This is a genomic window from Paenibacillus sp. J22P165, from assembly GCF_059692015.1.
This window is the reverse complement of sequence record NZ_JCAUAP010000002.1, coordinates 706570-731917: the sequence shown is the minus strand read 5'-3', so window position 1 is coordinate 731917 and position 25348 is coordinate 706570. Positions and strand designations below refer to the sequence as shown.

Sequence of the window (25348 nt, the reverse complement as noted above, 5' to 3'; positions counted from 1 at the left end):
AAACAACATGAGGCAATTAACATGAAGGCAGTGAACGATTGTTGGAGGATGTGACTGACCGATGAATAGATCAACAGTCCAGAGAAAGCGCGTGCTGACGCAGGCGACCTCAGTGGGCACATCGCACAAACCTGGATATCTGAAGCAAATATTGTTGGATATCAATAAAGAAAAGCTGCTGTATGGCATGCTGGTCCCAGGCCTTTTATTTTTCGTCTTGTTTAAGTATTTACCAATGTTGGGTGTGGTCATTGCCTTTCAAGATTATCAACCGTTTGCGGGCATCTTAAAAAGTCATTGGGTCGGCCTGCAGCATTTTGAACGATTTTTCACGAATCCAGATTTTTGGAAGTTGTTCAGAAATACACTTGTGCTGGCTGTTTACAATCTGCTCTTTTTCTTTCCGCTGCCGATTATTTTAGCTTTGATGCTGAATGAAGTTCGGAAGGAGTTTTTCAAAAGATTCGTGCAAACGATCATTTATATCCCGCACTTTATCTCGTGGGTTGTTGTCGCAGGGTTGACATACACCTTGTTTACAACAGAGGGCGGTATTGTGAATGAAGCTCTCGCTTATTTTGGCGGGGACAAGATTAATTTCCTATTAAGTAAGGATTGGTTCCGTTCGATGATTACTTCGCAAGTCATTTGGAAGGAAACGGGATGGGGAACGATCATTTTCTTAGCGGCACTCTCAGGCGTGGATCAGCAGCTGTATGAAGCAGCGCGCATGGATGGGGCTAACCGGTGGCACCAACTCTGGCATATTACGTTACCAGCCATCCAAACGACGATTGTCTTGTTGCTTATTTTAAGACTAGGCAGCTTCTTGGACACTGGCTTCGAGCAAATATTCCTCATGTTGAATTCAGGAAATCGGGAAGTTGCTGAGGTGTTTGATACGTACGTGTATACGTCGGGTTTGGTCAATGCGCAATTCAGTTACAGTACGGCGGTGGGATTGTTTAAATCTCTCGTAAGCCTCATTCTGGTCGTTTCTGCAAATGCAATGGCTAAGAAATACGGTGAGGAAGGGGTTTATTAGCATGAGAGATCGTACCCTAAGCAGCAAAGCGTTCGATGCAATCAATTATTTGATGCTTTTTATCGTTGCGGTCATTACGGTGCTGCCGTTCATTTATGTCATATCGGGTTCGCTCGTGGCGTCGCAAGAGCTGCTTATCAAGAAGGTTGTACTATTTCCTACGAAAATATCGTTGGATGCCTACAAATTTATCTTTTCCACCAAAATCATTTACACAAGCCTATTCATCACCATATTCATTACGGTTGTAGGAACACTGATCAATTTGGTGCTTACAACGCTGATGGCCTATCCGTTAGCACGCAAAACCTTGCGCGGCCGTGGGAAATTCATGCTGTTGATTGTCATTACCATGCTTTTCAGCGGAGGTATGATCCCCACGTTTCTGGTTGTCAAAACCTTTGGATTACTGGATACTTATTGGTCCCTATGGATCCCTTCAGCGATCAGCGCGTTCAATCTGATCCTGTTGAAAAACTTTTTCCAGCAGCTGCCCGAGGGTTTGGAAGAATCAGCAAAAATGGACGGCTGTAATGATTTGCAGATTTTGTACAAAATCGTTGTTCCGTTATCCTTACCGGCGATGGCTACGTTTGCGCTATTTTATGCGGTGGGGCATTGGAACTCCTATTTTACGGCCATTATGTACATCAATGATGCGAAAATGTGGCCCATCCAAGTGTGGCTGCGCCAAATCGTCCTTCTATCGGCAGGTGGTTTTACGGATGCCAGCGCAGCTTCGGAAATCGCAGCTCCGCCTCAGAGCATCAAGTATGCGGTTATCGTCGTAGCGGCTGTACCGATATTGCTTTTGTATCCATTCCTACAGAAACATTTTGCCAAGGGCGTTTTGCTAGGTTCGGTTAAAGGTTAGACGGTCAAGTCTGGTAAGGTCGTCTTTCTTTCTATACAATAAAATGAAATAGCGGAGGGTTTGTATGCGAAAAACAAAGGGTCAATTGAAAACAGGGTTAGCAGTTACTTGCACGGCAGTCATGATGGCATCCGTATTAGCGGCTTGCGGAGGCGGAGATCCCGTAAGTGACAGTGCGAAGAGTTCCCCAGGGAGTACTAGTACGGCTCAGGCTCAAAAGCAGATCAAATTCAGTATGATGTCTCCCTTCTATGGCCAGCAGCCACCAGCAACAGATGATACGAACGCTGCTTTTAAAGCCATTCAGGAGCAGACCAATAGCAAGCTGGAAGTCACGTTCGTCCCTGGTGCGTCCTATAATGATAAGCTGAATGTGACCATTGCCTCAGGTAAACTTCCGCAAGCGATGGTCGTATTAGACACTAAGAATTCGGCGATTATCAATGCCGTCCGTTCCGGTGCTTTCTGGGAAATCGGGCCTTACCTCAAGGATTTTCCGAATATCAAGAAATATTGGAATGACAAGATCGCCAACAATATCTCTGTAGATGGTAAAATATACGGGCTCTACCGTGACCGTCCGTTTGCTAGAAAGGGGATTATTTTCCGCCAAGATTGGCTCGATAACCTCGGTCTGCAGCAGCCGAAAACCGTAGATGACCTCTATAATGTTGCGAAAGCATTTACATTGAACGACCCGGATAAGAACGGCAAGAATGATACGTACGGTCTGACTTTGACGGATGATAATTTGATCACCGATGCGAGTCTTGTCCTTGTTACTGCGTTAGGCGGCTTTAATCAGTGGGGCGTACAGGACGGCAAGGTGATCCCTGACTTTATGACCAAAGAATTTATGGATTCGCTCAAGCTGCTCAAAAAAATGTATGATGAGAAGCTGATTAATCAAGACTTCGGTGCCATCAAGGGTACCAAATTGCATGAAAACATCAACTCGGGTAAGGCAGGCATTTATCTGGCAAGTATTGATGATGCTCCGAATAAGCATGCTGATCTGTACAAATTGAATCCGAAAGCCAAGATGGATTTCGTCATCGGGCTGCAAGGGCCGAAGGGCGTCAAGCTACCAGCGAATTCAGGTTATTCCGGCGTATTCATGTTCCCTAAATCCAGTGTGAAGACAGAAGCAGAACTGAAGGACATTTTAACTTACTTTGAGAATAATCTGAAAGACGATGTGTTGAAAACGTTTGCTTGGGGCGTAGAAGGCGTTCATTACAAAACAGAGAACAGTAATCCCGTGTTCACCAATGAGCAATTGTATAAAGATCAGGTTGGTGATCTAGGACAGCTTCGTATTGCACCTTCAACCTTGGCTTGGCCAACAGAACCCGATATGGGGAAAAAAGTGAAGAAGCTGTATGAAGAGGGGATGCCTAACGCGGTGCCAAGTGTCATTGAGCCGTTTCTTTCTCCGACAAAAACTCAGCTGGGCGCAGAGCTGGATAAGCTGATCAACGATGCTCGTGTTCGTTTTATCATGGGCGAGATCGATGAGGCTGGCTTTAACAAAGTCACGGAAGAGTGGCTTAAAAAAGGCGGCGATAAAATCATCGAGGAATTTACAGCCGAGCAGAAAAAGGCTCAGCAAAAATAAGAATGCTGAAAAGCAGCGCTTGTTCCCGCATAGATTCGGGGATCAAGCGCTGATCTTATTGACATTTCCGCGCATTTGCTGATAAAAGTAAAGAACCGAGAGTAAACAATAAGTTATGGTTAGTACTAGGACAGCGGGGGCTTGTTTATGAAATTACGTGCATCTACATTTTTATCCAAGCTCATATGGTTTACACTGCTGCTAGGGACGATTCCAGTTATGGTTCTAGGTGCTTTTTCCTATTACCAGGCATCCGATGCCGTGCAAACCAAGGTCTATGAGAGCAATCAGCAGATGCTGAAACAGACAGAATCACAAATTGAACAGCTTCTGAGGCTAATTGATTACTCGGCTATTCAATATATGAATCAACCGGTAGTAATCGACGCTCTTAAGGGAGAATTAGCCGGTACGGATGGATACGTTCAGAAAGTGAAAAGTCTGCTCGAATCGATGAGTAAGCTGCAAAGCAATGAGCTCGGTACAATGGGCATGGAACTTATAAGCATAACCAACCAATGGTCCATTAATGAATCCGGTTTGTCCATGTTGGAAACGAAGTCTGTTGAGAATTATGCGGGATGGGTGAAAGATCCTAGAACCTCATTTTGGTCTACAAGCGCTACCGGAATGAAACTCATCAAAAAAATTCCGGCCTATTCCCCCAACCCGTCGGGGTTGCTAATCATGACAATTCCGATCTATGAAGTCAATAACCTAATAAGCAGGGATACGGCTATGGGGAACGTTCTGCTTCTGGACGATCAGCAGGTCGTCTTCGCAGGCAATGCCCTTAAGCTGCTGGGCAAGCAGTTTCAAGAACTAGCGATCAGCAAAGACCAGTCTATACCTGCAGCGGTGCAGGGTTTCTACACAGCCCGTTCGGAACGGGAGCGCGTCGGGATCAGTTACCGTAAGTCCGATTATAATGGTTGGGTTTATTTATCGGTGGTGTCCATCGATGAGTTGAACAAGGAATCGCAGGGCATAGGATGGTTCACCCTGTATATTTGTCTTGGTATATTATTGATTGCCTTTCTTATTGCTTATTTAGGATCAAGGAAAATGTATAAACCCATACGAAAATTGTATGAAGTTGTACGCAACTCACCAGAAACCGTAGGCGTTGATGCGGCCATCGATGAATTTGAATTTATCAATGAGCGTTTTCGAGGACTCATGCAAAGGGAGTCAAGTCTTCTACAGGAGGTTCTGGGGCAGTCCCAGCAAATGAGGGAATACTTTGTTTTCAAACTATTCCAGAGCGATATGGCAAGGACGGAAGCTCAGGATAAGCTGGAAGCTTTCGGGCATCCAACAGCATGGAACACCATGTGTGTCATGACCATCCAAATCGATACGTTATCCAATACACGTTTCGAAGAACAGGATCAGGATTTATTGCTGTTCGCAATCAATAATATCGTTTCTGAGCTTTTCCTGCCGGAGCAGAGGCTGCCCCCCGTCGTAATGGGGGACTCGCAGGTTACTTTGCTAGGAGGGGCCGAAACGGATCCCAAGCTGTTCAAGAATCAGCTCGACACGGCGGCACATCACATTATGCAAATGATTAATCAGTATCTGGAACTAAAAGTGAGCATTGGCTTCAGCCATATGTTTACTGACATGAAACAAATCCGTCATGCCTATGGTGAATCGTTGCAAGCACTGAAGTACCGGATGAACCTGGGAGAAGAGTCGATCCTATTCATTGAGGATGTACAGCCGGAGAAGAGCATGCAGTTGAGTTATCCGGATGCCCTAGAGCGGCAGCTGCTTGATGCCTTGAAGCTTGCAGACCGAGAGCAGGCTACGCGCTGTCTTCATCAATTCATCACGACGCTTGCTGTCGATGAGCGTACGCATGAAGAATATTTCATGTCTTTCGTCCGCCTGCTCGTGCAAATGCTTCAGGCTGTCAAAGATGCAGGCGTGTTGCCTAAACGGTTATACCCCGACGAACAGACCTTATTTATTCAATTATTTCAATTGAAAACAGTGAGCGAGGTGGAACGGTGGTTTCTGGACATGGTCATGCTTCCGTTCTTAATTCACTTGGAAAATAAGCTAGATGCGCAGTACCAAAGTATTTCCAGTCAAATTATTCATATGGTAGAGACCGGTTTTGACACCGATCTTTCACTAGAAGTGTGCGCACGCCGGATGAATTACAGCCCGAATTACTTAACCAAAGTATTCCGCAAGGAAACGGGGGTTAATTTCAGTGATTACTTGTCGGAGTATCGTATGAAAATGGCCAAACAATGGCTGTTAGAAACGGATATGAAAATATCCGAGATCGCGGAGAAGCTGAAGTATAATACGCCTGCCAATTTCATTCGTTATTTTCGTAAGTTGGAGGGAACGACGCCAGGCCAATATCGTGATAACATTTTAAACAAATAGGGGATAGTAAGTGATAATGATGGAGCTTGCCTTGCGGCGGCTCTTTTTTGTTCATTCAAGTTGCAGATGGTATAGTTGAAAAAGGAACTTACATGTAAATCTCGAATAGCTAAAGTAATCGGGCAGTTAGAAATTTGATGACAGACAGGAGTTAGATACGATGATAAAAGGTTTCGGAGGCATATTTTGGAGAACTAAGAATCTTGATGTTACAAAAAAATGGTACAGTGAAGTGTTGCAGATTGATATAGAAAACTGGAACGGGACTGTGATAAAACCTCAATCAGGAAACGAAACGATTTTTTCTTTCTTTTCTGAGGATGATAGTTATTTTCCAAAAGAACAACAAGTCATGTTAAATTTCGAAGTACATAATCTAGACGAGACGCTTCAGCATCTTGCACAGATTGGTGTACCTCTTGCAAAGAACAAAGAGAGTAGTGACTACGGACAGTTTGTTTGGATTGAAGATCCTGAAGGCCGACTGGTCGAGCTTTGGGAGAGATGATGTAAAATAAGGGTAACCATAAATAAAGGTGGACATGTCATGACAGAGAAATACGCCAAAGTAATGGGAGTTGACTTTCCCAAAATTACATTAGAACGAACCATTGAAATTATCAGTGATGTCATTGAAGAGAATAGATCCGAACTTTTTCATGTAATAACGGTTAATCCAGAGATCACGATGGCTTGTCAAAAGGATAAGTCGTTGCGTTCTATCATCGATCAAGCAGGTCTCATTACTGCGGATGGTATTGGAATCGTGATGGTATCTCGACTAAGGGGAGGAAACCTTCCTGAAAGGGTTACTGGGTATGATACATTGTTAAAGCTACTTAATTCAGGCAATCAAAAGAAGTGGTCCTTTTATTTTTTAGGTGCAGATCCGATTACGAATGAAAAAGCATGTGAAGTTATTCGTGAAAAGTATCCTAACCTTGTAATCGCGGGGAGGCATCACGGCTTTTTTAATTCATCCGAAGAAGAGCAAATTGTTGAAGAAATTGGCATATTAAAGCCTGATATTTTGGTCGTTGCACTTGGAGCACCGTATGCGGAGAGATGGATTCATCAATATAACGCACAACTTCATGCGAAAATTGCGATAGGGGTTGGTGGGAGTCTCGATGTCATAGCTGGAAAAGTAAAGGAAACTCCCGAGATATGGAAAAGGCTAAACTTGGAGTGGCTTTTCAGGTTGAAACAACAACCTTCTAGATGGAAGCGACAGTTGATCTTGCCGCGGTTCGCTATTCGTGCAATTTTTTTTAGGGAAAGTAAGTAGGTAAGCCAAACGATAGTTTTGAAGGGATGACTTTTGTGGGTAAATTTGTAAGGTGGGCCAATGGAAATGATGCCGAGGTTCTTGTCGCCTTGAACGAGGAATTTAATGGGGTAGGGATGACGGCTAGTGAAGTTAAAGAAAGCCTTACGAAGAACAATGAATTAGTGGCACTTGCCATACTGGATGATATTCCGGTTGGATTTGCTTGTGCCCAATGTTTTAAATCCTTTTGCTATCGCAGTACACAAGGTGAAATAACGGAAATGTATATTCAAGATGCTGCTCGAAAATTAGGGTTAGCTACTATGCTTATATCGTTCCTGGAACAAGAACTTTCCTCACGAGGTGTTACAAGTATAAAGATTCTAACAGGAAAAAATAATAGGGGTGCACATAAAACCTATGAACGGTCAAGTTATGTGCTGAAAGATGAAATGACGTTCCAAAAAAAGTTGAACTCATATAGAAGTTGAAGCGTTTTGATCTGAAAAAAGGAAGTTCATCGGCATATTCATGTCGAGGAACTTCCTTTTTTTCCTACTTAATTATTTACGGAGTTGTTCCGCCAAACCGACTAGAATGCCTTCAGTTCCGCGAATGTAGCAGAGCCGATACGAATCCTGGTACTGAACGACTTCGCCAACGAGCTCAGCACCAATCTTAATGAGTCGGGATACCATTTCGTCAATATTTTCAACGGCGAACATGACGCGTAGATAACCGAGGGCATTTACAGGAGCAGTTCGATGATCTGATACAATAGGTGGGCTGAGGAAGCGCGAAAGCTCAATTCGACTGTGGCCATCAGGGGTAGCCATCATAGCAATCTCTACATGCTGTGAACCCAGCCCGGTTACGCGACCAGACCATTCACCTTCAATGGTAGCTCGCCCTTCGAGCTTCAAGCCAATCTCCTCGAAGAACGAGATTGCATTATCAAGGGATTCTACAACGATGCCAACATTGTCCATTCTTAGTAATTTGTTATTTTCCATTATAGTATCTCCTTATGTGTACATAGTGATGATCTAATTATCTTCCTAGTTATTCTTCCATGATGTACGGATTCCTTCCAAAAGATTAACTTCTTATCACAGATCACTTTTCACATAACCAGTGAAAAAGAGATCGAAGTATCTCATTTGAATAAATGGTATAATTTGAAAGAAATTGCCGATATCTACTCATTAATATGAAAGGTTGGTCATCGCTTTGATATCTTTGCTGATAAAAAGAACCTCTATACTGCTAAGCTGCCTAGTGAGTCTTGGTATGACAGGTTGTACTTCTAACGAAACAAAGACAACGGAAGCAACGTCTTTAACAACTAACTCATCAATTGTAAAAACAGAATTTGAAACCATGGCGCCACCAAATGCCGTTGGATATCTCAGGTCAGTGTTGAGACCAAACATGCTTCAGGAAGATCTACTGAGCCTTCTTGGGCATACCTATAAAGAATTTCAAACTCAAACTGGAACTAGCACAGAGACTTTATGGAGATATGATATCGGAGTTAAAGAGGGATTTAATCCCACGGGAACACAAGATTTTCACGACTGGGCTGATGAAACAGGGATACAAAAAGGGAACGTATACGCTCAATTCTTGATCCGATGGGTAGACGGTAAGTCCGAAAGCTTCTGGTTGGCCTACCGAGGGGCTGATAACGAAAGCAAATTTGAGGAAGTAACAGGGGAATTTCAAGGGATAACGTGGGAAATGGCTCCAAATGAACCACCTGCAGTATTCCATGCGGATATCTTTGGTTATAGCGATATGAATGACATCAACAATGGTTGGGCAGCTGGCAGAAAAGTGTGGAAAACAAGCGATGGAGGGGTAACATGGGTTGATCGTACACCTCCTAAGGAAGACGGATCCTACGAATTACTTAAATTCGCAGATCCAAACACGTTAATGGCCTTCTTTCGTCCGAAAGAGTTTACTGAAGAGATGACAACAAATACGGATTTGTATCTAAGTGAAGAACCTGTTTATCTCACTACGGATGGGGGGGATAACTGGGAGCAATTGGAGCATCCACTAAAGGGGCACTGGGGTATTCACCCTTTGGTTACAATGAGCGAGGCACAATTTGTAGATGAACATGTTGGATACTATTATGCATATGCCGAACCTGGTTTGGCAAAGGAACGTCGAAATTTGTTTTTGAAAACCATAGATGGTGGTCGACATTGGACCGTACTCAGTGAAGATATTACGAACCAAAGAGATCTCGGGTATGCTAGTCCTAGTGGATTGGTTATGAGGGATCACAATGAACCGTGGATCACTTACAACAATACGGGTAAAGGAAATCCTATCATTTTCAAGTCCACTACGAATGGTCTTTCTTGGGAACAAGTGAAATTGGAAGTACCCTTGCAGGCATTAGACACAAATATGTATCCTTTAAATAAGCCGATGTTCTGGGGACCCCATCATACAAGTGGGCTCATGACCTTTTCATTTTACAAAGACAATCATTTGAATGGGATTATTTGGTACAAAACCACGGATGGAGGAATTAGCTGGACAAGTCGGGTTTCAACTTATGAAAGTATAACAGACAAGCCTACTTCAGCGGGGCGGAATAACGGGAGTTTTTCGGTTTACGCCTATGATATCAACAATCTATGGATACTTGAAAATAATTTAGGCGAATTATATCGTTCACAAGATGGCGGTGAGAGTTGGCAGATTGTTGGTTCATCTCCATCGTTTCAGAATGTTCATAGTCTTATTTTTTCAAGTCCGAATGAAGGCAGGGCCTATTCTCGGTTTATCAACCTCTATACCAAAGATGGCGGAGTAACATGGAAGGAACAACAATAACGAGACGAGATTAAGGGAGTGTTAATCATGGATTCGTTCGTACAAGCCATTCAAACAGGAGACGTGGACGCGTTGCGTCATCTCCTAGAAGAATATCCTGAATTGGCTACAAAGAGAGAAATAGACAAAATAGGCAGTTCTCGTACTGCGTTGCACGTTGTGAGCGACTGGCCAGGATACTTCCCTAACGGACCCATAATCACAAAAATACTCCTTGCCGCAGGTGCTGACCCTAACGTGCCTATGATTGGAGGAAGTCACTCGGAGACACCGTTGCATTGGGCGGCCAGCAGTGATGATGTGGAAGTCGCAGCTGTGCTGATCGAAGGGGGCGCCGACATTGAAAGGCTGGGCGGCTCGATTGATGGTGGCACCCCTTTGGACAATGCAGTGGGCTATGGGTGTTGGCATGTTGCTCGATTACTAGTACAGCAGGGAGCTAGTGTTGATAAGCTTTGGCACGCATCAGCTTTGGGATTGATGTCGCGTGTAGAGGAACTTATTGACAGTAATCCATCACATGCAGCGGAAGACATTACTATCGCATTCTGGCATGCGTGCCATGGAGGACAACGGAGGGTTGCCGAATACTTACTGACGCGTGGAGCTGACATCCATGGGACTCCTAGTTATAGTAGAGAGTCGGCTGTTCATATAGCAGGTGCTCTCGACACTCGCAGGCAGACTATGGTTGGTTGGCTGAAAAGTAAGGGCGCATTAACTTAATGGTGTTCCAAGGAGGAAGAGACTTGTATCCACGTGCTAATGTATTAGGAATCGTTATCCGAAACAAACAAGTGCTTGTTGAGGAACAATCTGGCAAACATTCAAAAGGTACTGGTTTTTACTATCGACCAATTGGTGGAACAATTGAATTCGGGGAACATTCAGAAGAGGCACTCGTTAGAGAATTCCAAGAGGAATTAGGTGTCCGAATTAGTATTAAAAGTCATTTGAAATGTATAGAAAATATTTTTAAAATTGATGAGAATATGGGGCATGAAATAACTCAAATATATCTCGTTGAACTAAGTGATCCAACGCTATATAAGCAAGAGCGTTTTAAGGTTAGTGAGAGTGATAAAATAACTTATGCGCAATGGATACCGGTATCTGATTTTGAACTAGGATTACGAATTTTATATCCGAATGGCTTAATGGAACTACTAAAAGATGTTACGTAAAAACACTGCAGAGCTCCTAGCTTCTAAAATAAAGTATACCTTGTTTTTTTCTTTATATGGTATAATATCCCAGATGTTGGTTTAATGATTGAACTAATTCACGAGGATATATTTTAGAAGGAGTTTATGGTGATGAACATGTTTAAAAACAAGGTAGTTCGATGGTCTTTATTTGGATTGGCGCTGGTTATTGTAATAAGTGGTTTATTTTTAACATTCGGAAGAACATCAGCTTTAGCTTCTGATCCTCAACGAGTACTACAGGCATATTTGGATAGCCTTATAGCCGAAGATACGAATAAAGCTTTCTCCTATGTTACCTTCACCGGAAAAAATGAAATAGATATGAGGCAAGAATTCGAACTTGCCATGAAGTCGGATAAATTATTATCTTACAAGATCGATAAGTTTTTTAATGACGATGACACACATGCTAGCGCCTCTGTTACCCTTCATTTTTTAAATCAAGGTGAACAGAGAAGTGTAAATGAATTACTTAAGTCAAACGGCGTTTGGAAAGTTATACGAGACATAAGTGCTTCTTCCACAGAGGATCAATTGCTGCAACATCCAAGTCAAGCAGTCATTTATCAAGTTCAGGAAGATGTTCGGAATGGAAAAGTTGGAACTGCACAGCCAAGTACGCAGCCATTAAAATGATAAGAAGCATGTGATTAACACGCCATACATACGATACAACCTGAAGGCTGCCGATAAGAAATAATCGGTGGCCTTTTAACCGTAATATCATAGTCAGTTTTTTGAGATTCGGCAGGGAGAGTATCATTCACACGGCTGATAATCATTATCTCAGAAAATGAGGAGATATGATCAAATGATTGTTTCGGAACCTCTTTTTAAACTGATAAGCTGTGGTTGTTGGAAATATTTGAGATTAAGAAGAGTTTGGTTGAGAGAAGGGAGCGGATAAGACAAACTTGTAAGCGATTCCATGTATGCTAGACCAATTGATCGCGGGAGGAATTAAATTGAAAAATAGTGCAGCGAAAGTTACGAGTTACGTTTTATTGTTTGCTCTAGTGTTTTCAATCATCGTAAGCGGAGTGGGGAATACGGTCGTACATGCTTTGGGTGTTTCGATCACGAGTAGTGGAGGATGGAATGAGACGGCCTATGTAGAATGGTCACCTGTCAGTAATGCGCAAGGATATAATGTCTATGTTAAACCTGCAAGTGCAGCAGATTCACAATATAAACAAATCGATACCCAATTAATTCGAAAATACGCTTCCTCCTGGAGAGCTGATGCTGTAGGGCTTGCAGCTGGAAGTTATGTCATGAAGGTTGAAGTGGTATTGGCTGATGGTACGAAAGAAAGCACGGTTTCTAATACGCTATCTGTTGCGGCACATGACAGATCTGGATTTGCCTTTGCAGATAGTTCACCTTTTGGCACAGGTTCAGGTGCTTATAATGATGATGGCACACTTAAGAGTGGCGCTCAAGTTATGTATATTACATCTGCGACTGCACAGACGGTAACGCTTGATGTGATAGTCAATAGCTCAGGTGGCAAACAGACAGGTGTTGGACTGGCTGCAATTCTGGCGCTAAGACAAAAAGGGTATGATACAACACCACTTGCTATCCGATTTATTGGAAAAGTAACAGATGCGAACATGAGCGGGCAGCTTAACAGCAGTGGGTTTTTGCAAGTAAAAGGTAAAGCCATTTATGCAGAAATGAATATTACATTAGAGGGTATTGGGAAAGACGCCTATGCCTATGGATGGGGAATACTTCTTAGAGCTGTTGGTAATGTAGAAGTAAGGAATTTAGGGATAGCGTTATTCCCTGACGATGGGATTTCACTTGATACAGGTAATGCGAATATTTGGCTGCATAATAACGATATTGTCTATGGAAAAGCGGGAGGAGATGCGGACCAAGCCAAAGGCGATGGTTCAACTGACCTCAAAAAAGGATCAACTTATATTACCATTTCATACAATCACTATTGGGATTCCGGAAAAGCTGCACTAGTCGGTTTTGATGATTCGGCAGAGTTCTTTGTTACGTTCCACCATAACTGGTTCGATCATTCGGACTCTCGTCATCCACGAATTCGGACAGGATCTATTCATATTTATAATAACTTCTTTGATGGCATATCCAAATATGCGGTTGGTGCTACAACGGGAAGTAATGCATTTGTAGAATCCAATTATTTTAGACATACGAAGAAACCTATGATGATTTCCTTGCAAGGTACGGATGCTTTAGAAGCAGAAGGCACTTTCTCAGGTGAAGATGGCGGTATGATAAAAGCCTACAATAACACGATTGTTGATGCTGAAAGCATCATTTATGCCAATTCCAACATTGGAACAGCGCCTGCTAGTGCAACCTCATTTGATGCCTACTTAGCTTCGTCAAGAAATGAAACAGTGCCTAGTTCCTACAAAACATTAGTTGGTGGAACTTCGTACAATAACTTCGATACAAGTATCGATACGGGTGTAAATGTTGCTGATATTGATAGCGTAAGTAATGTTGAGCAAGTAGTTACGGCAGAAGCAGGGCGCCAAAGTAAGGGAGACTTTACATGGGATTTTGTAGATTCTGTTGATGATCTATCCTCTAGCCTTAATGCACCGTTGATGACTAAAATACTAAATTATACAACGCAACTTGTATCCGTTGGCGGTAATTCAACCCCACCAAGCTCTACACCAGCACCAACGACGACACCAGCGCCAACGACCACGCCTGCCCCAACCACGACACCAGCACCGACGGCAACACCAACACCACCGCCTGCATCGACAATAGTTCACAACTTTACGACTGATGGAAAAACAAGCAGTTTCTTTACGATTACAGGCTCCCTCTCAACGACCAAGGGAACAGTGGTATATAATGGTTTAACGTTAACCCAATGTTTGAAAATCGAAAGTGCAACCAATATTGCCTTTACCACAACCGCTGCTAAAACATTAACCTTAGTGTTAAATACAGCAACTGGAACCAAAATAAAGGTTGATGGAACAAGCTATGCGGTAACAAATGGTGTTGTCAGTGTACCAATTGCAGCTGGCTCACATACCATTACCAAGGATGATGTCGCAAATCTTTATTACATGAAAGTAGAATAAAAGTAATGTTGCCAACTGTATTGCGAACGTAGCATATGGTTGGCATTTTTTTATCAACTACTTCATTTTCATAATATGGTATAGTGTAATGGATATTAATTCCATTTAATGGAGTGAAGATGATGAGTGAAGACATTATGAAGAAAATCGCTTCCAATATAGGATTTCTTGCTTTAGCAGTTACGATATTTCTTTTTATTAAGATTAAGATTGAAATTGGCTCAGACTTAGGAGGTCTTCCAGCCATAATGATCCCACTTAGCTTAGTGTTAATCATCGCATCCGTTACGCAAAAGGCAATATTCATGAATGTGTGTTTGCTTTTGAGCTTGCCTCTTGTTTCTTTTTGGAACCCGAACATGGGAAGTGTGGGACTTCTTGTAATAATTCCAATGTTGATTTTACTTGCCTCATTGTTAATGACTTATCCATGGCTCCGATCTAAATTGTTAAAATCACAATCATAGATCAAGCTGTTTATTTTACTTCATAGCCAATGATAGGATCAAAGCGTCTAATATATAGGGCATCTGACAAAGAAGCCAGAAGCTTATTGCGGCCATAGATAAGTAGCGTGTTCTCAAGTTGTACGATTCGTCCCATCGATCGAGACATTCTAGTGATGCGGTTTACACGTGGCATACGTTCCTTCTCATAGGCTGCAAGTGCAACCGGAATATCCGAGTGCTGCAGGCATCTGGCTAGGACAATGGCATCTTCGATCGCTTGCGCGCCTCCCTGTCCTAAATTGGGCAGCATGGGATGTGCCGCATCTCCGAGAAGCGTCATTCTACTGGAACTCCACTTTGGTAGTGGTGCTCGGTCAACAATGTTATGGGCTAAAATGGTGGATGCCTCTGTTCCTTCAATAGCAGTCAGGATCGGACTATGCCAGCCGTGAAATTGACGCAGTAGTTCCGATTGTCTCTCTTCTACTTGAGGTAGCTTGCCTTGTGGCGCATTAATTGCAGCAAACCAGAACGAACGGCCATTGCCGAGGCTCGAGAGTCCAAAACGTTTGCCAGGCCCCAGCGCTTCGAACCCCCCGCCAATATGGGTATCTATGGACTCTTCATGCTGACAAACACCTCTTAGCGCGATATAACCCGAGTAACGTTCCATACTCTGGCCAAAAAGTCGTTCGCGTACAGCAGAGTGAACTCCGTCGGCACCAATCAAGACATCCGCAGTCTCCTGGGATCCATCTTCGAAAACAGCGACAACACCTTGATCATTCTGTTGCCCATCCATCCATTGTTTGTTGGTCTGAATGGGGGTTGTCGCAGTGACCGCTTCCACAAGAATCGATTGAAGATCAGCTCTAAGAATGACATAGCTTTGGGTGCCGTATAGAGCCGCTTGTTTCGCAACGGGGAGGCTCGTAATGATTTTGCCGTCCCAAGTTCGAATGTCACCATGCATAACTGATGCTCCTATTTTCCGGACGGTATTGCCAACACCAAGCAAATCAAGAGCTTTCATCGCGTTGGCAGCTAGCACAATTCCAGCTCCAGCTTCTCTTAAAGAGGTTGCCTTTTCGAAAACCGATACTTGCCATCCTTGTAACTGAAGCGACAATGCTGCGCATAATCCACCAATGCCTGCTCCAATTATGATCGCTTTACGTTTTGTTGTTGTACCCATAGGTAAATCCTCCCTACTCGTTGAGCCGTGCTTTTTTCGTTAGTCTCATCATAATCAATGAGGGGGCGGATGACCACTCCTAAATATGGCGAAATATTTTATAAACAGGAGGCTTACAACCATAAATAAAAAAGGTCGTTGGATTGGACTCATTGTCATCCTTCTTTGCATATGTTCAATATATTCTCTGCTTGAAGTGAAGAAGAGTAGACTTGAAAAAGGCTTGCGAGTATATCTTGTTAACGAGAAGCACTATGAATTATCTGAAATCGCTAGAATTAAAGCTTATTTTGGAAAAGTTCCACAAATGGGCGTATATGTAATTTTTACTGATGAACCTGGTGTTCCATATACCTATACGGATAGGGGAATTGGGCAGTGGATACAGATCGGACCCAGTGACGGGGATATACAGAGAGGCATCAAGTTTAATCATTTAGAAGAAGGACGAGACCCGTATAAGAGATAAGTGAAGGGACATCATGGAAGTTTTTAGATACCAAGGGGCTGCTCATTTTGAGCGGGCCCTTTTTTAATAACCTAAAACAAGGTCAATAATTTTAATAGACAGGTAAAATATGTATATATAAATCCCAGTAAATAACAGTTACAATTTTAGTTGAATACACGCCGATGTTAATAGGAACGGAGGTTGTTGAGTGGAACTTCGTAAAAAAGGTATGCTGATGATTACCATATTGTTTGCATGTTTGAGTGTTGTAGGCGTATCAAGTAATCTGATCTTGTACAAAGTAATCATTTGGTCTAAACAGTTAGAGCAAATGAAGTTAGGTGATTTAGAATTTTTTAAGAGGAATGCATTCGCAATACATATTTTCGCTATAAGTTCCATAATTCTACTTGTACTTTTAACGATAATATTCATAAAAATGAATCAAAAACAGGTAAGTAAATTAAAAATAGTACTATCTTTAACTTGTTCAATCCTGGTCGGCACGTATTTATGCCTTTGCCTCTTTATTTATCACAATCTAGATGGAATGATAAATATAAATCACCTTGTTTACCAACCCAAGAAATTGGATCAAGTTAGTTCAGATCACATAAGCTTACTTTACAGTCATGCTGAGGAAATCAAAATAAATGCAACTGACAATATCCAATTACATGGGTGGCTTTTGAGGAATACGGACAATGATAAACAATCTCCGCTTATTTTATACTTCGGTGGTTCTTCAGAACAAGTATCAGATATGCTATCAATCGCTGAGATACTGGATGGTTGGTCGATAGCGCTAATTAATTATAGATCGTTTGGACGGAGCGAGGGGGAGCCAAGCGAGCAAAACTTATACCTCGATGCGAATTCCATTTATGATTATTTCTCAAAAAGAGGCGATATTGATAATACGAAAATAGTATCTATGGGATATAGTCTTGGAACTGGGGTCGCCGTGAATTTATCAAAGGAACGCTCTACAATCGGTACAATTCTTGTGTCTCCCTATGATAATTACGCTAAGTTATTAGGTACAAATATCTCAAATGCGTTACAGCTGCATCATATGTTTCCGCTTTCCCTTTTTATAGAAGAAACCTTTAACTCAATAAAAAAAGCGCCTTCAATTCATACTCCTTTACTATGTCTAGCAGGTGAGTTAGATCGAAATATTCCTATTGCTTATTCTAAAAAACTAGTAGATAAGTGGGGAGGCGAGAAGACAATGAAGACCATATATCGTGGTGATCATTTTTTCTTATTCTCGAGCGGGGAAGCTTGGAATGAAATAGAGAGCTTTTTAAAGACTATTTCCCTGTGAAACATAGCACGAACGTGCATACTAAATTTCTTCTAGCATATTACTTCATATTTTTGTATAATACCTCCAATAATAGATGGGGGTGACAGGGGCGTGCAGAAACGCTGGATCGAAGTAATTGAAACGCAATTGCTTCCGAATTTGCATATTGCCAGTGAGCGACCTTATGACCCAATCGTCGTTTATCGTGTTCCTGAACCATGGCAGCTTGTCGGAGCGGGTAATTATGCGGCTGTGCTGATGCATCCAAGCTTTCCGGATTTGGTGGTGAAGGTGTATGCGCCAGGGCGGCCAGGCTTAGAGGATGAAAAAGAAATATATCGACGGCTGGGCAATCATCCAGGGTATTCCGAATGTCTGTATGCGGGGGATACGTATCTCGTGTTGCGTCGTTTAACGGGTGTTACATTATATCAATCCGTGTTACGAGGCATTCCAATTCCGCGTCAAGTACTGCATGATATCGATGAGGCGCTCAAGTATGCGGTTAGCCGGGGATTAAAACCACATGATGTGCATGGTAAAAATGTGATGCAAAACAATGGTCGAGGCTTGGTCGTCGACGTATCGGATTTCTTGAAAGATGATCATTGCTCGATGTGGGACGATTTGAAGCGCGCCTATGATCGCTTTTATTTCCCATGGGTACGCAAGCTGCCGTTTCCAGAGATCCTGCTGCTACTTGTCCGCCGAGGTTACCGGAAATACCGCAGTTGGACACGAACTTCGGGTGGTCTATCCAAGAAAGGTACGTAGGCAATTATTTTTCTTTCAATAAAATTAAAAGAAGGCTGCCGTGATCAATCAATACCTGATCGGCAGCCTTTTTCGTTAGCAATTGGCTAATCTTGCGTAATTTGAAGGTACCACCTTTGGAGTTCTTGCCCAATGAAGTGTGGGTTTTCCTCCACTAAATGATGAAAGCCCTTGCCAATATCCTTCATCTCCAAGTTCTGTAGATTGGCATGACACCAGCTAAGTTGCGGTTCACGAATGGTACATCCGGGTGCAGCGTAAAACAAAATTTTTGGCATGGCGGACGCAGTGAACCATTTGTTCCTTTCCTCCACGGCTTGAACGACTTCGCTTGGCTTACCTTCGATTGGAATCTGGTTTGGAAACACCCACATAGGTTTTCGCATCTCTTTGTCCCTGAAGGGTTCACGATAGTATTCATGCTCATCCGGTGTAAAAGGTCGATTGATGATGATATGCGGCATGCCTTCCACAAATACGTTGTTATCTCGCATGAACGGCCATCCCAATTCGGGATCGCGAAGTGTCTGGAAAAGCTCTTTCGATTCAGCAGGCGTAAATTCAGACCACGTCGGGCAAGGATACAACGCTTGCGGTTCAATCATCGCAATTGCCTTCACCCGATCAGGATGATTCATCGCATACTGCAAGCCAATGGCCATTCCCCAATCGTGTCCGACGATAGTGATATTGGTAAGACCCAGTTTCTCAATAAACTGGCTAATGTACTCGACATGCTCCAAGAAGATGTGGCCAGTATCTGATTTGTCGGAGCGGCCCATGCCCATTAGATCCACAGCTATGCAACGGGCAGTATTTTCCAGATGGGGAATAATGTTTCTCCACATGTAAGACCACGTTGGGTTGCCGTGCAAATACAGGATGGGCTCCCCTGAACCTTGATCGATATAATGTAAGTGATGACCGTTTACTTCAAGAAAACGGGACTCGAATGGGTACTCTTTTCCGATAGGGAGAGACTCCGGGTTAGTCATACAGTTGCAGCTCCTTCACATGTTTGTTTCAACATGGTCTATTGTATCCTTTGTTGAGCGTATCCCATTGTAAAAAAGCGTCATTGTTTGGAATAACTATTGATACATAATATCCGTTGTGAGTGATTGGTCACGGCTCCCGCTAAAATGTTTGGCGAGTTCCGGTTGCACTTCATTTCGGAAAAATTGTTCAGGCGTACACCCAGTGAACGCTTTAAAGTCATGCGCGAAATGGGCGTGATCGTTAAAATTACATGCATGAACGATATCCAGGTAATCGTGTCCGGATTTTTTAAGTTGAAGGGTATGCTGAAACCTGACAATATTGGCAAACTTTTTGGGTGTGATACCAATAATCGCGTTAAACTTACGTTCCAACGTTCGTTTGCCAACCCAAAAGTCATCGGCTAATTGTTTGATGGAAACGTCCCCTTTTTGCTGTTGTATCTGCTTTGCGACTTGTACAATCACCTGATCCCCAGACTGATGCTCCAGCGTCAAAAGTAAGAATGCTTGTACAATAGCTACCCGATCGGCAATAGTTGTTGCTTCGCTAAGTCGCTGTTCCATCTGGGAAACCAGATGCAGCTTGAAGATGAGATGTAGATCTATGTTGGCATCCTGAAATTCGTGAATCGGATAGGGTGTAAATGCCTTCAAACCACCTGGCTTGAACCGAATAATGATCGTTCCGACGCTCCCAGTGCTTAGATATTCTCTATACGTGGTTTGCAGACCGGTTAACCCGCTAGTACCTAGCAAATCGATTTTGTGGTCCACAATGACTTTCATACGATTTCCATATTGTATCCCAATAACAGCAAGTGTCGAAGGCAGAACCTTAACGGGGTTCCGATTGGCGAAGTTGATGGGGTCAAAGTCCTCCTGAACCAAAATGCTGTCAACATACGCACTAAGCTGCGGAAGTGGGCGGAATTGTTCAAACAACATAGGCCATATATCCCTTTCTAGCTTTGGTAGTTCATCTTTATTATACGTATGATCTGCAATTTATGAAATGAAAACCAAACGAATCAAACCATCAAGTGTATATATATGGTAAAATTGTAAAGGGGAAAGTGGCAGCGGAAAGGAAGGTGACTAGTAATGAATAAAGGTATAAAAATACTAGGAATTGTATTCAGTTTACTCACTGTAGCTATTGGCCTATCTATTTTGCTATTTGAAAGTAGTGAAACTGACACAAGGCTTTCTTGGATGATGGTTGCACTGAATGCTTCATTGATTTTTAATGGTGGTGCTCAATACTTAATCAAACAAGATAAGAAAGGACTGTTCTCTGTAGTCGCCGGAACCCTCATTTTGCTATTCGTACTCATCAAATTTCCTTTCTAAGATAAGGAGCAGTTGCCGCGGCAATTGTTCCTTATTTATTTTCCAGAAAATGATGTTACTTTCAAAAGAAAACACAACACAACCCCAGAAAAATCCAATTGAAGCGTTTCAACAATCTTTATAATAAAAGGGATTTTATACCATTCATGCGCAGGAGGTAGACGTATTGAAGCATTTAAAAAGTTTGATATCCGCAGGTGTCGTTGCAAGCATGCTAGTAACGCTGCCTAGTTTAGTAAGCGCTTACGACTATTCGTCCTTTACGGGGATTCAGTTCACAGATCCTGACTTGATTCCGCCTGAATCCAAAACTTCGGATGAGAAAAAGAGTACCACAGAATTGAAACAGAAGCTGGCAGATCCCCAAACCATTTTAGGCGCATTGCCTGCCAAAGAGATGCATCCGAGTCTGTGGTTTAATTCCAGTGAGCTTGAAGCTTACCAAGCAAGAAGAAATATAAAAGGCTCTTATTATGAAAAGTTATGGGCCAAAATCAAAGCTGATGTCGATACGGTCTATATGAACTATGACTACAGTAATGCCAATTTGCATGAAAATGATCGCTCTCGTGGCGCGAAATTATTAGCTTTTTATTATGTAATGATTAAAGATGACAAGAATTATTCAGAGGCTGAAATCAACAATGTGAAAAATAAAGCCATTACAGCAACCGTGAACATGTACACGGGCACTGTAGCAAATCGAACCAAAGATGACGGTGATATCTACTGGGCGACCTATTTGCAGGATTATGCGTCCGCATACGATTGGTTAGTTCCATTTTTAACAGAAACAGAAAACAAAGAAGCGCGAGCAAGGCTGAAGAAAGAAGCGGCTTTTATCGCAGATTGGCTGATGCAGCCACAACCGCCTCGTCCACATAATCATCGCTCGAAACCAGCGCTAGGCTTAGGTACAGTTGCACTCACCTTAGCTGAAGAACCAGAAGCACAGTACTGGATGAATTTGGCGATTGAGCGTACCCATAACACGTTTGACTATCAGTTTAGTGCGGATGGGATATCGAGGGAAGGTGCTCATTATGGCGTGTTTACCTTTGTTAACTTGGTGCCGTTTCTGTATCAGTACAAGAATGTTGTAGGCGATCAAGCACCTGGCAATATTTCACCTGCAGCACTCATTAAGCAGACGGAGCCCATGTTTGAGTATGCTGTTCGGGGGAGAATGGGCAATGGCTGGCTGTCCAGCACAGAAGATAGTTATGTGAAGCCGTATCCAACGCATATGGCTGCTCATTTATACAAAGATGTTCAAGCGCCACAGTTCGGAAGCGGGCTTAAGCTGGGTGAAGTTTTTCAATGGAATTATGCCAATTCTCAGATCTACTTGGATGACTATACAGGTGCGACATCGCAATATCAGATTGCCATTGATGAGTATCTGACCTATGATTCGACCATTGAGCCAAAGCGTCCTACCGTGTCTCGCACTACATTTATGAATGGCGGTGTCAATTCGAAGACGAAGGAACCTTTTGGCGGGATCGCAATCTTGGGTAATCAATGGGATTCGAAATTCGAACCAAACGGCAAGAACAGCCTGTGGTTAATGTTTAATGGCCATCCAGAGTCGGACAACCATCAGCATCAAGACCAGCTTCATTTTAATATGTATGGAAAAAATGCACTCCTAGCGAATGATACCGGATATGGGCAATACAGCGCATTCGCGTCCTTCTTGAAAAAGCCGCAGGCGCACAACGTCATTACGATGAACGGCAGGGGCGTGAAGAACGAAACCGATCCCATGACCGGTGTTCGAAGCAGTTACGAGATCGATACGAATTATTTTGATTTTGCTCAAAAAGAAGGCGACTACTACTCCGATCAGGCTGAAGTATTGGGGACACATAACCGTGGAATTGCATTTCCGGGACAAGAATATTTCGTCGTCGCCGATCGAGTTACGTCGAAGAGTGGTAAGGCTGACTTTGATATGTATCTGCACAGTCTCGGTGCCTTGAATTTGACTGGCAATCAAGCAGAGTGGTCGATTACGAAGGAGAAAACGCCAGAATTATTGAACAAACCAGAAGCTTCACAAAGTGCTGTAGTGCCCTACTACGACTTGAGTGAAGCGAAGATGGCAACGTATATGTTCCCGCAAACGGCTAAATTCCAAGCGAATGATTCGGTGACGAGTCTGTTCAAGGAAGATATTAAAGAACAGTATGTGAGTGCGGAGCAGAAGAAGGAGAATGCTCAGTTCTTGACGATTCTCGTGCCGCAAGAATTAAACGAGAATGCACCCGATGTGCAAGATTTAAGCACTAGTTCGATGACAGGTGCTCGTGTGGTTAAAGGCAACACAACGGATACGTATCTGTTGCAAGCTGGCAGCGGTGTACAAGTCACAGCAGGTCATTTGACGTCGGACGCCAACTTCGCTTGGCTGCGAGAAACAAGCGCTAACGCTAGTGATGTGATGGTTCGCGAGGGCAAGAAGGCGCAAGTGAATGGCGCATCCATCATGACGAGTGATGTGGCGGTTACTTGGGTTCAGCACATGGATAGTAAAGGCTGGACCGGTAAGGTTTCTGACCTGAAACAAGCAGCCCAAATGAGCTTGACGCTGCCTGCAGGTGTAAATGTGAAAACCATTACGATAAATGGCATCAAGGTGGACACGAAAACGAAAGATGGCGTGATTACTTTAGATTTAGCCCAATCGTCCGACTATGCCATCGAGTTTGAGAAATCCGCTGCGCTCGTTACCAATCTGCCGCTTGCGAAAGTCTCGGCAAACAAAGCTATTGAATTCGGTGAGCGGGGGAAAGGCACACGTACTGTTACTTTCTCATCATCGGGAAGTACGGGAGCAGGTCTGACCTATGCGTGGAATTTCGGCGATGGAACGACATCTGATCAAGCTTCACCCACGAAAGAATATAAAGCATTTGGTATGTATTTGGCCAATCTGAAAGTGACAGATAGTGCGGGAAATACAGATACAATGACCATTCTGGTTGATAACAAGGACCCGAACAAGGTGCCTGTGGTTAAACTGAATTCCGACCACGCCGCTGGTAGACCTGGAACGAAAATCGCGTTTGATGCGTCCGCTTCGAATGATCCAGATCTCGCATTGGGAGACAAAATTGCGAAATATGAATGGGATTTTGGCGATGGAACACCGCTTCAAACGGGTGAAAACTTAAGCAAGACAAGCCATGTCTTTAACAAAGTTGGCGCTATGAAAGTAACCTTAACGGTCACGGATACACTGGGTGGAACTTCTTCCATCACACTTCCGATCAGTATTGGCAGTCCGTTTGGCTATTTGGATGTCAAAAAGACGGATCCAGATGATGAGAATACGTACGTCTTGTTTGAAGCGGAAGATTATACAGCGAACTCGAGCAGCCAGAGTGATCAAATCTCCCTCGTTTCATCGAGCAAAGCTTCTGGCGGTACCTACGTTAAATTTGGTAAAAACCTTCCAGATGTGACGAATAAGGATGTGCTGGATCCAGCGTATAAAGATACGATGCCGGCGGACAAAGTTTTACCTGATATGAAGTACGTTCAGTATGAATTGAATGTGACCGATCCTGGGGCTTTCCAAGCCCATATTTATTCAACGGGTGAATCTGCCTCAAATGGTTCTGTCTTTATTCAGTGGGATGATTCGGAGCTGAAACGCATTACGTTGAAAGATGCGGATTGGAAACGCGCCTTCGATAATTATCAATTTGCTTTGGATGAGGGCATTCACGTCCTTAAAGTTTGGTCCCGTAAAGGCGGTGCTGACATCGATCGTATTCTGATCATGACAGATGGTACGACGCATACGAAAGTACAAAGCAGCATTATTCCTAAGATAAAACAGAACTACCCAGTCAATCTGTTTACGGATTTGGCAGGTCATTGGGCGAGAATGGATATCGAAGATCTTGGTATTAAGAAGCTGATTCGCGGAGTCGAAGAGAAGAAGTTCAAGCCTGATCAAGAAATGACAAGAGCTGAATTCACTTCGATGCTTGTAAGTGCAAGTGGGATGAAAGCGGATGTGGCGGCTGCTTCCAAAGTGAAGGATGTGCCTGCAACAGCCGCATATGCAGGTGATATCGGTGCTGCAATCAAGGCAGGCATTATTACCGAAGGGGAAGGTGGCTTCGCGCCTAATCGGAAGGTGACTCGTGAGGAAGCTAGCAGCTTCATCGTGCGCACGCTGACATATTTGGGTAAATCCGTCACGATCTCGGACTCGGAAATAACGAGGGTACTCGCTGCATTCGACGATACAAAGATGATTAATAACGCAGTAAAACCAGAGGTGGCTGCCGCGATAAAAGCAGGATTACTAAATGGCATTCGCACGAAGGAGCTCGTTCCACTCGGGAACCTAACTAGAGCACAAGCCGCTACAATGATCAAACGGATGTTAGATTCGGCCCAATAATTGGCATTGTTTAAAGGTCATTAA

General features: G+C 43.2%; 22 protein-coding genes. 18 read left to right on the top strand and 4 right to left on the bottom strand.

Annotation, left to right across the window (positions count from 1 at the left end):
• The first annotated feature begins 187 nt into the window (after window positions 1-187).
• From AC58QM_RS07445 to AC58QM_RS07415, 7 genes are all read left to right on the top strand, one after another.
• A complete protein-coding gene (locus AC58QM_RS07445; protein WP_497282786.1) occupies window positions 188-1045 on the top strand; it encodes an ABC transporter permease in 858 nt (285 codons plus the stop codon).
• A 1-nt stretch (window position 1046) separates the two neighbouring features.
• Window positions 1047-1919 carry a carbohydrate ABC transporter permease gene (locus tag AC58QM_RS07440; protein ID WP_497282643.1) on the top strand — a complete coding sequence of 291 codons (873 nt, stop codon included), beginning with the start codon at window positions 1047-1049 and terminating at the stop codon, window positions 1917-1919.
• 64 nt (window positions 1920-1983) lie between these two features.
• Window positions 1984-3537 carry an extracellular solute-binding protein gene (locus tag AC58QM_RS07435; protein WP_497282641.1) on the top strand — a complete coding sequence of 518 codons (1554 nt, stop codon included), beginning with the start codon at window positions 1984-1986 and terminating at the stop codon, window positions 3535-3537.
• Between the two features lie 147 nt (window positions 3538-3684).
• On the top strand, window positions 3685-5943 hold the full coding sequence (locus AC58QM_RS07430) for a helix-turn-helix domain-containing protein (protein ID WP_497282639.1): 2259 nt from the start codon (window positions 3685-3687) through the stop codon (window positions 5941-5943).
• A 160-nt stretch (window positions 5944-6103) separates the two neighbouring features.
• On the top strand, window positions 6104-6451 hold the full coding sequence (locus tag AC58QM_RS07425; RefSeq protein ID WP_497282637.1) for a VOC family protein: 348 nt from the start codon (window positions 6104-6106) through the stop codon (window positions 6449-6451).
• A gap of 39 nt (window positions 6452-6490) precedes the next feature.
• The gene (locus AC58QM_RS07420; protein ID WP_497282635.1) at window positions 6491-7231 is read left to right on the top strand and encodes a WecB/TagA/CpsF family glycosyltransferase; all 741 of its coding nucleotides are present in this window, start codon (window positions 6491-6493) and stop codon (window positions 7229-7231) included.
• A gap of 35 nt (window positions 7232-7266) precedes the next feature.
• Window positions 7267-7704, top strand: a complete 438-nt coding sequence (locus AC58QM_RS07415) for a GNAT family N-acetyltransferase (protein ID WP_497282633.1) — start codon at window positions 7267-7269, stop codon at window positions 7702-7704.
• 72 nt (window positions 7705-7776) lie between these two features.
• Here AC58QM_RS07415 and AC58QM_RS07410 read toward each other — a convergent pair whose 3' ends face one another.
• Window positions 7777-8226 (bottom strand): VOC family protein, encoded by a 450-nt coding sequence (locus AC58QM_RS07410; RefSeq protein WP_497282631.1) that lies wholly within the window; start codon window positions 8224-8226, stop codon window positions 7777-7779.
• A 418-nt stretch (window positions 8227-8644) separates the two neighbouring features.
• Here AC58QM_RS07410 and AC58QM_RS07405 point away from each other — a divergent pair, with 418 nt between their 5' ends.
• From AC58QM_RS07405 to AC58QM_RS07380, 6 genes are all read left to right on the top strand, one after another.
• On the top strand, window positions 8645-10069 hold the full coding sequence (locus tag AC58QM_RS07405) for a WD40/YVTN/BNR-like repeat-containing protein (RefSeq protein ID WP_497282630.1): 1425 nt from the start codon (window positions 8645-8647) through the stop codon (window positions 10067-10069).
• Between the two features lie 27 nt (window positions 10070-10096).
• The gene (locus AC58QM_RS07400; protein WP_497282629.1) at window positions 10097-10795 is read left to right on the top strand and encodes an ankyrin repeat domain-containing protein; all 699 of its coding nucleotides are present in this window, start codon (window positions 10097-10099) and stop codon (window positions 10793-10795) included.
• 23 nt (window positions 10796-10818) lie between these two features.
• Window positions 10819-11253: an NUDIX hydrolase gene (locus AC58QM_RS07395; protein WP_497282628.1), complete on the top strand. Its 435-nt coding sequence runs from the start codon at window positions 10819-10821 to the stop codon at window positions 11251-11253.
• Between the two features lie 132 nt (window positions 11254-11385).
• The gene (locus AC58QM_RS07390) at window positions 11386-11913 is read left to right on the top strand and encodes a hypothetical protein (RefSeq protein WP_497282627.1); all 528 of its coding nucleotides are present in this window, start codon (window positions 11386-11388) and stop codon (window positions 11911-11913) included.
• Window positions 11914-12242: 329 nt separating this feature from the next.
• On the top strand, window positions 12243-14369 hold the full coding sequence (locus tag AC58QM_RS07385) for a pectate lyase family protein (protein ID WP_497282625.1): 2127 nt from the start codon (window positions 12243-12245) through the stop codon (window positions 14367-14369).
• 119 nt (window positions 14370-14488) lie between these two features.
• On the top strand, window positions 14489-14836 hold the full coding sequence (locus AC58QM_RS07380) for a hypothetical protein (RefSeq protein WP_497282624.1): 348 nt from the start codon (window positions 14489-14491) through the stop codon (window positions 14834-14836).
• A gap of 10 nt (window positions 14837-14846) precedes the next feature.
• On the opposite strand, the gene AC58QM_RS07375 is transcribed toward AC58QM_RS07380, so the two are convergent.
• Entirely contained in the window at window positions 14847-16013 is a 1167-nt protein-coding gene (locus tag AC58QM_RS07375) for an FAD-dependent monooxygenase (RefSeq protein WP_497282623.1), read from the bottom strand.
• Between the two features lie 85 nt (window positions 16014-16098).
• On the opposite strand from AC58QM_RS07375, the gene AC58QM_RS07370 reads away from it, so the two are divergent.
• The 3 genes from AC58QM_RS07370 (at window position 16099) to AC58QM_RS07360 (ending at window position 18550) form a co-directional block, all read left to right on the top strand.
• Window positions 16099-16482 (top strand): hypothetical protein, encoded by a 384-nt coding sequence (locus AC58QM_RS07370; RefSeq protein WP_497282622.1) that lies wholly within the window; start codon window positions 16099-16101, stop codon window positions 16480-16482.
• A gap of 190 nt (window positions 16483-16672) precedes the next feature.
• Window positions 16673-17794: an alpha/beta hydrolase gene (locus AC58QM_RS07365; protein WP_497282620.1), complete on the top strand. Its 1122-nt coding sequence runs from the start codon at window positions 16673-16675 to the stop codon at window positions 17792-17794.
• 93 nt (window positions 17795-17887) lie between these two features.
• Complete coding sequence (locus AC58QM_RS07360) at window positions 17888-18550, top strand: serine/threonine protein kinase (protein WP_497282618.1); 663 nt, start codon at window positions 17888-17890, stop codon at window positions 18548-18550.
• A gap of 86 nt (window positions 18551-18636) precedes the next feature.
• Here the strand turns inward: AC58QM_RS07360 and AC58QM_RS07355 are convergent, their stop codons facing one another.
• Window positions 18637-19545, bottom strand: a complete 909-nt coding sequence (locus AC58QM_RS07355) for a haloalkane dehalogenase (protein ID WP_497282617.1) — start codon at window positions 19543-19545, stop codon at window positions 18637-18639.
• Between the two features lie 96 nt (window positions 19546-19641).
• Complete coding sequence (locus AC58QM_RS07350; RefSeq protein ID WP_497282616.1) at window positions 19642-20496, bottom strand: AraC family transcriptional regulator; 855 nt, start codon at window positions 20494-20496, stop codon at window positions 19642-19644.
• 156 nt (window positions 20497-20652) lie between these two features.
• Between AC58QM_RS07350 and AC58QM_RS07345 the strand changes: the two genes are divergently transcribed.
• Both AC58QM_RS07345 and AC58QM_RS07340 read left to right on the top strand, forming a co-directional pair.
• Window positions 20653-20901 carry a hypothetical protein gene (locus AC58QM_RS07345; protein WP_497282615.1) on the top strand — a complete coding sequence of 83 codons (249 nt, stop codon included), beginning with the start codon at window positions 20653-20655 and terminating at the stop codon, window positions 20899-20901.
• Window positions 20902-21067: 166 nt separating this feature from the next.
• Window positions 21068-25324: a PKD domain-containing protein gene (locus AC58QM_RS07340; RefSeq protein WP_497282613.1), complete on the top strand. Its 4257-nt coding sequence runs from the start codon at window positions 21068-21070 to the stop codon at window positions 25322-25324.
• Window positions 25325-25348 lie beyond the last annotated feature (24 nt).

Excerpts from the sequence above, each read along its gene's own strand:
- AC58QM_RS07405 (WP_497282630.1), top strand. The coding sequence starts at position 8,645 with ATGCTTCAGGAAGATCTACTGAGCCTTCTTGGGCATACCTATAAAGAA.
- AC58QM_RS07350 (WP_497282616.1), bottom strand. The coding sequence starts at position 20,496 with ATGTTGTTTGAACAATTCCGCCCACTTCCGCAGCTTAGTGCGTATGTT.
- AC58QM_RS07355 (WP_497282617.1), bottom strand. The coding sequence starts at position 19,545 with ATGACTAACCCGGAGTCTCTCCCTATCGGAAAAGAGTACCCATTCGAG.
- AC58QM_RS07390 (WP_497282627.1), top strand. The coding sequence starts at position 11,386 with ATGAACATGTTTAAAAACAAGGTAGTTCGATGGTCTTTATTTGGATTG.
- AC58QM_RS07425 (WP_497282637.1), top strand. The coding sequence starts at position 6,104 with ATGATAAAAGGTTTCGGAGGCATATTTTGGAGAACTAAGAATCTTGAT.
- AC58QM_RS07380 (WP_497282624.1), top strand. The coding sequence starts at position 14,489 with ATGATGAGTGAAGACATTATGAAGAAAATCGCTTCCAATATAGGATTT.
- AC58QM_RS07400 (WP_497282629.1), top strand. The coding sequence starts at position 10,097 with ATGGATTCGTTCGTACAAGCCATTCAAACAGGAGACGTGGACGCGTTG.
- AC58QM_RS07345 (WP_497282615.1), top strand. The coding sequence starts at position 20,653 with ATGAATAAAGGTATAAAAATACTAGGAATTGTATTCAGTTTACTCACT.
- AC58QM_RS07420 (WP_497282635.1), top strand. The coding sequence starts at position 6,491 with ATGACAGAGAAATACGCCAAAGTAATGGGAGTTGACTTTCCCAAAATT.
- AC58QM_RS07435 (WP_497282641.1), top strand. The coding sequence starts at position 1,984 with ATGCGAAAAACAAAGGGTCAATTGAAAACAGGGTTAGCAGTTACTTGC.
- AC58QM_RS07375 (WP_497282623.1), bottom strand. The coding sequence starts at position 16,013 with ATGGGTACAACAACAAAACGTAAAGCGATCATAATTGGAGCAGGCATT.
- AC58QM_RS07445 (WP_497282786.1), top strand. The coding sequence starts at position 188 with ATGCTGGTCCCAGGCCTTTTATTTTTCGTCTTGTTTAAGTATTTACCA.
- AC58QM_RS07410 (WP_497282631.1), bottom strand. The coding sequence starts at position 8,226 with ATGGAAAATAACAAATTACTAAGAATGGACAATGTTGGCATCGTTGTA.
- AC58QM_RS07370 (WP_497282622.1), top strand. The coding sequence starts at position 16,099 with ATGGCGAAATATTTTATAAACAGGAGGCTTACAACCATAAATAAAAAA.
- AC58QM_RS07430 (WP_497282639.1), top strand. The coding sequence starts at position 3,685 with ATGAAATTACGTGCATCTACATTTTTATCCAAGCTCATATGGTTTACA.
- AC58QM_RS07440 (WP_497282643.1), top strand. The coding sequence starts at position 1,047 with ATGAGAGATCGTACCCTAAGCAGCAAAGCGTTCGATGCAATCAATTAT.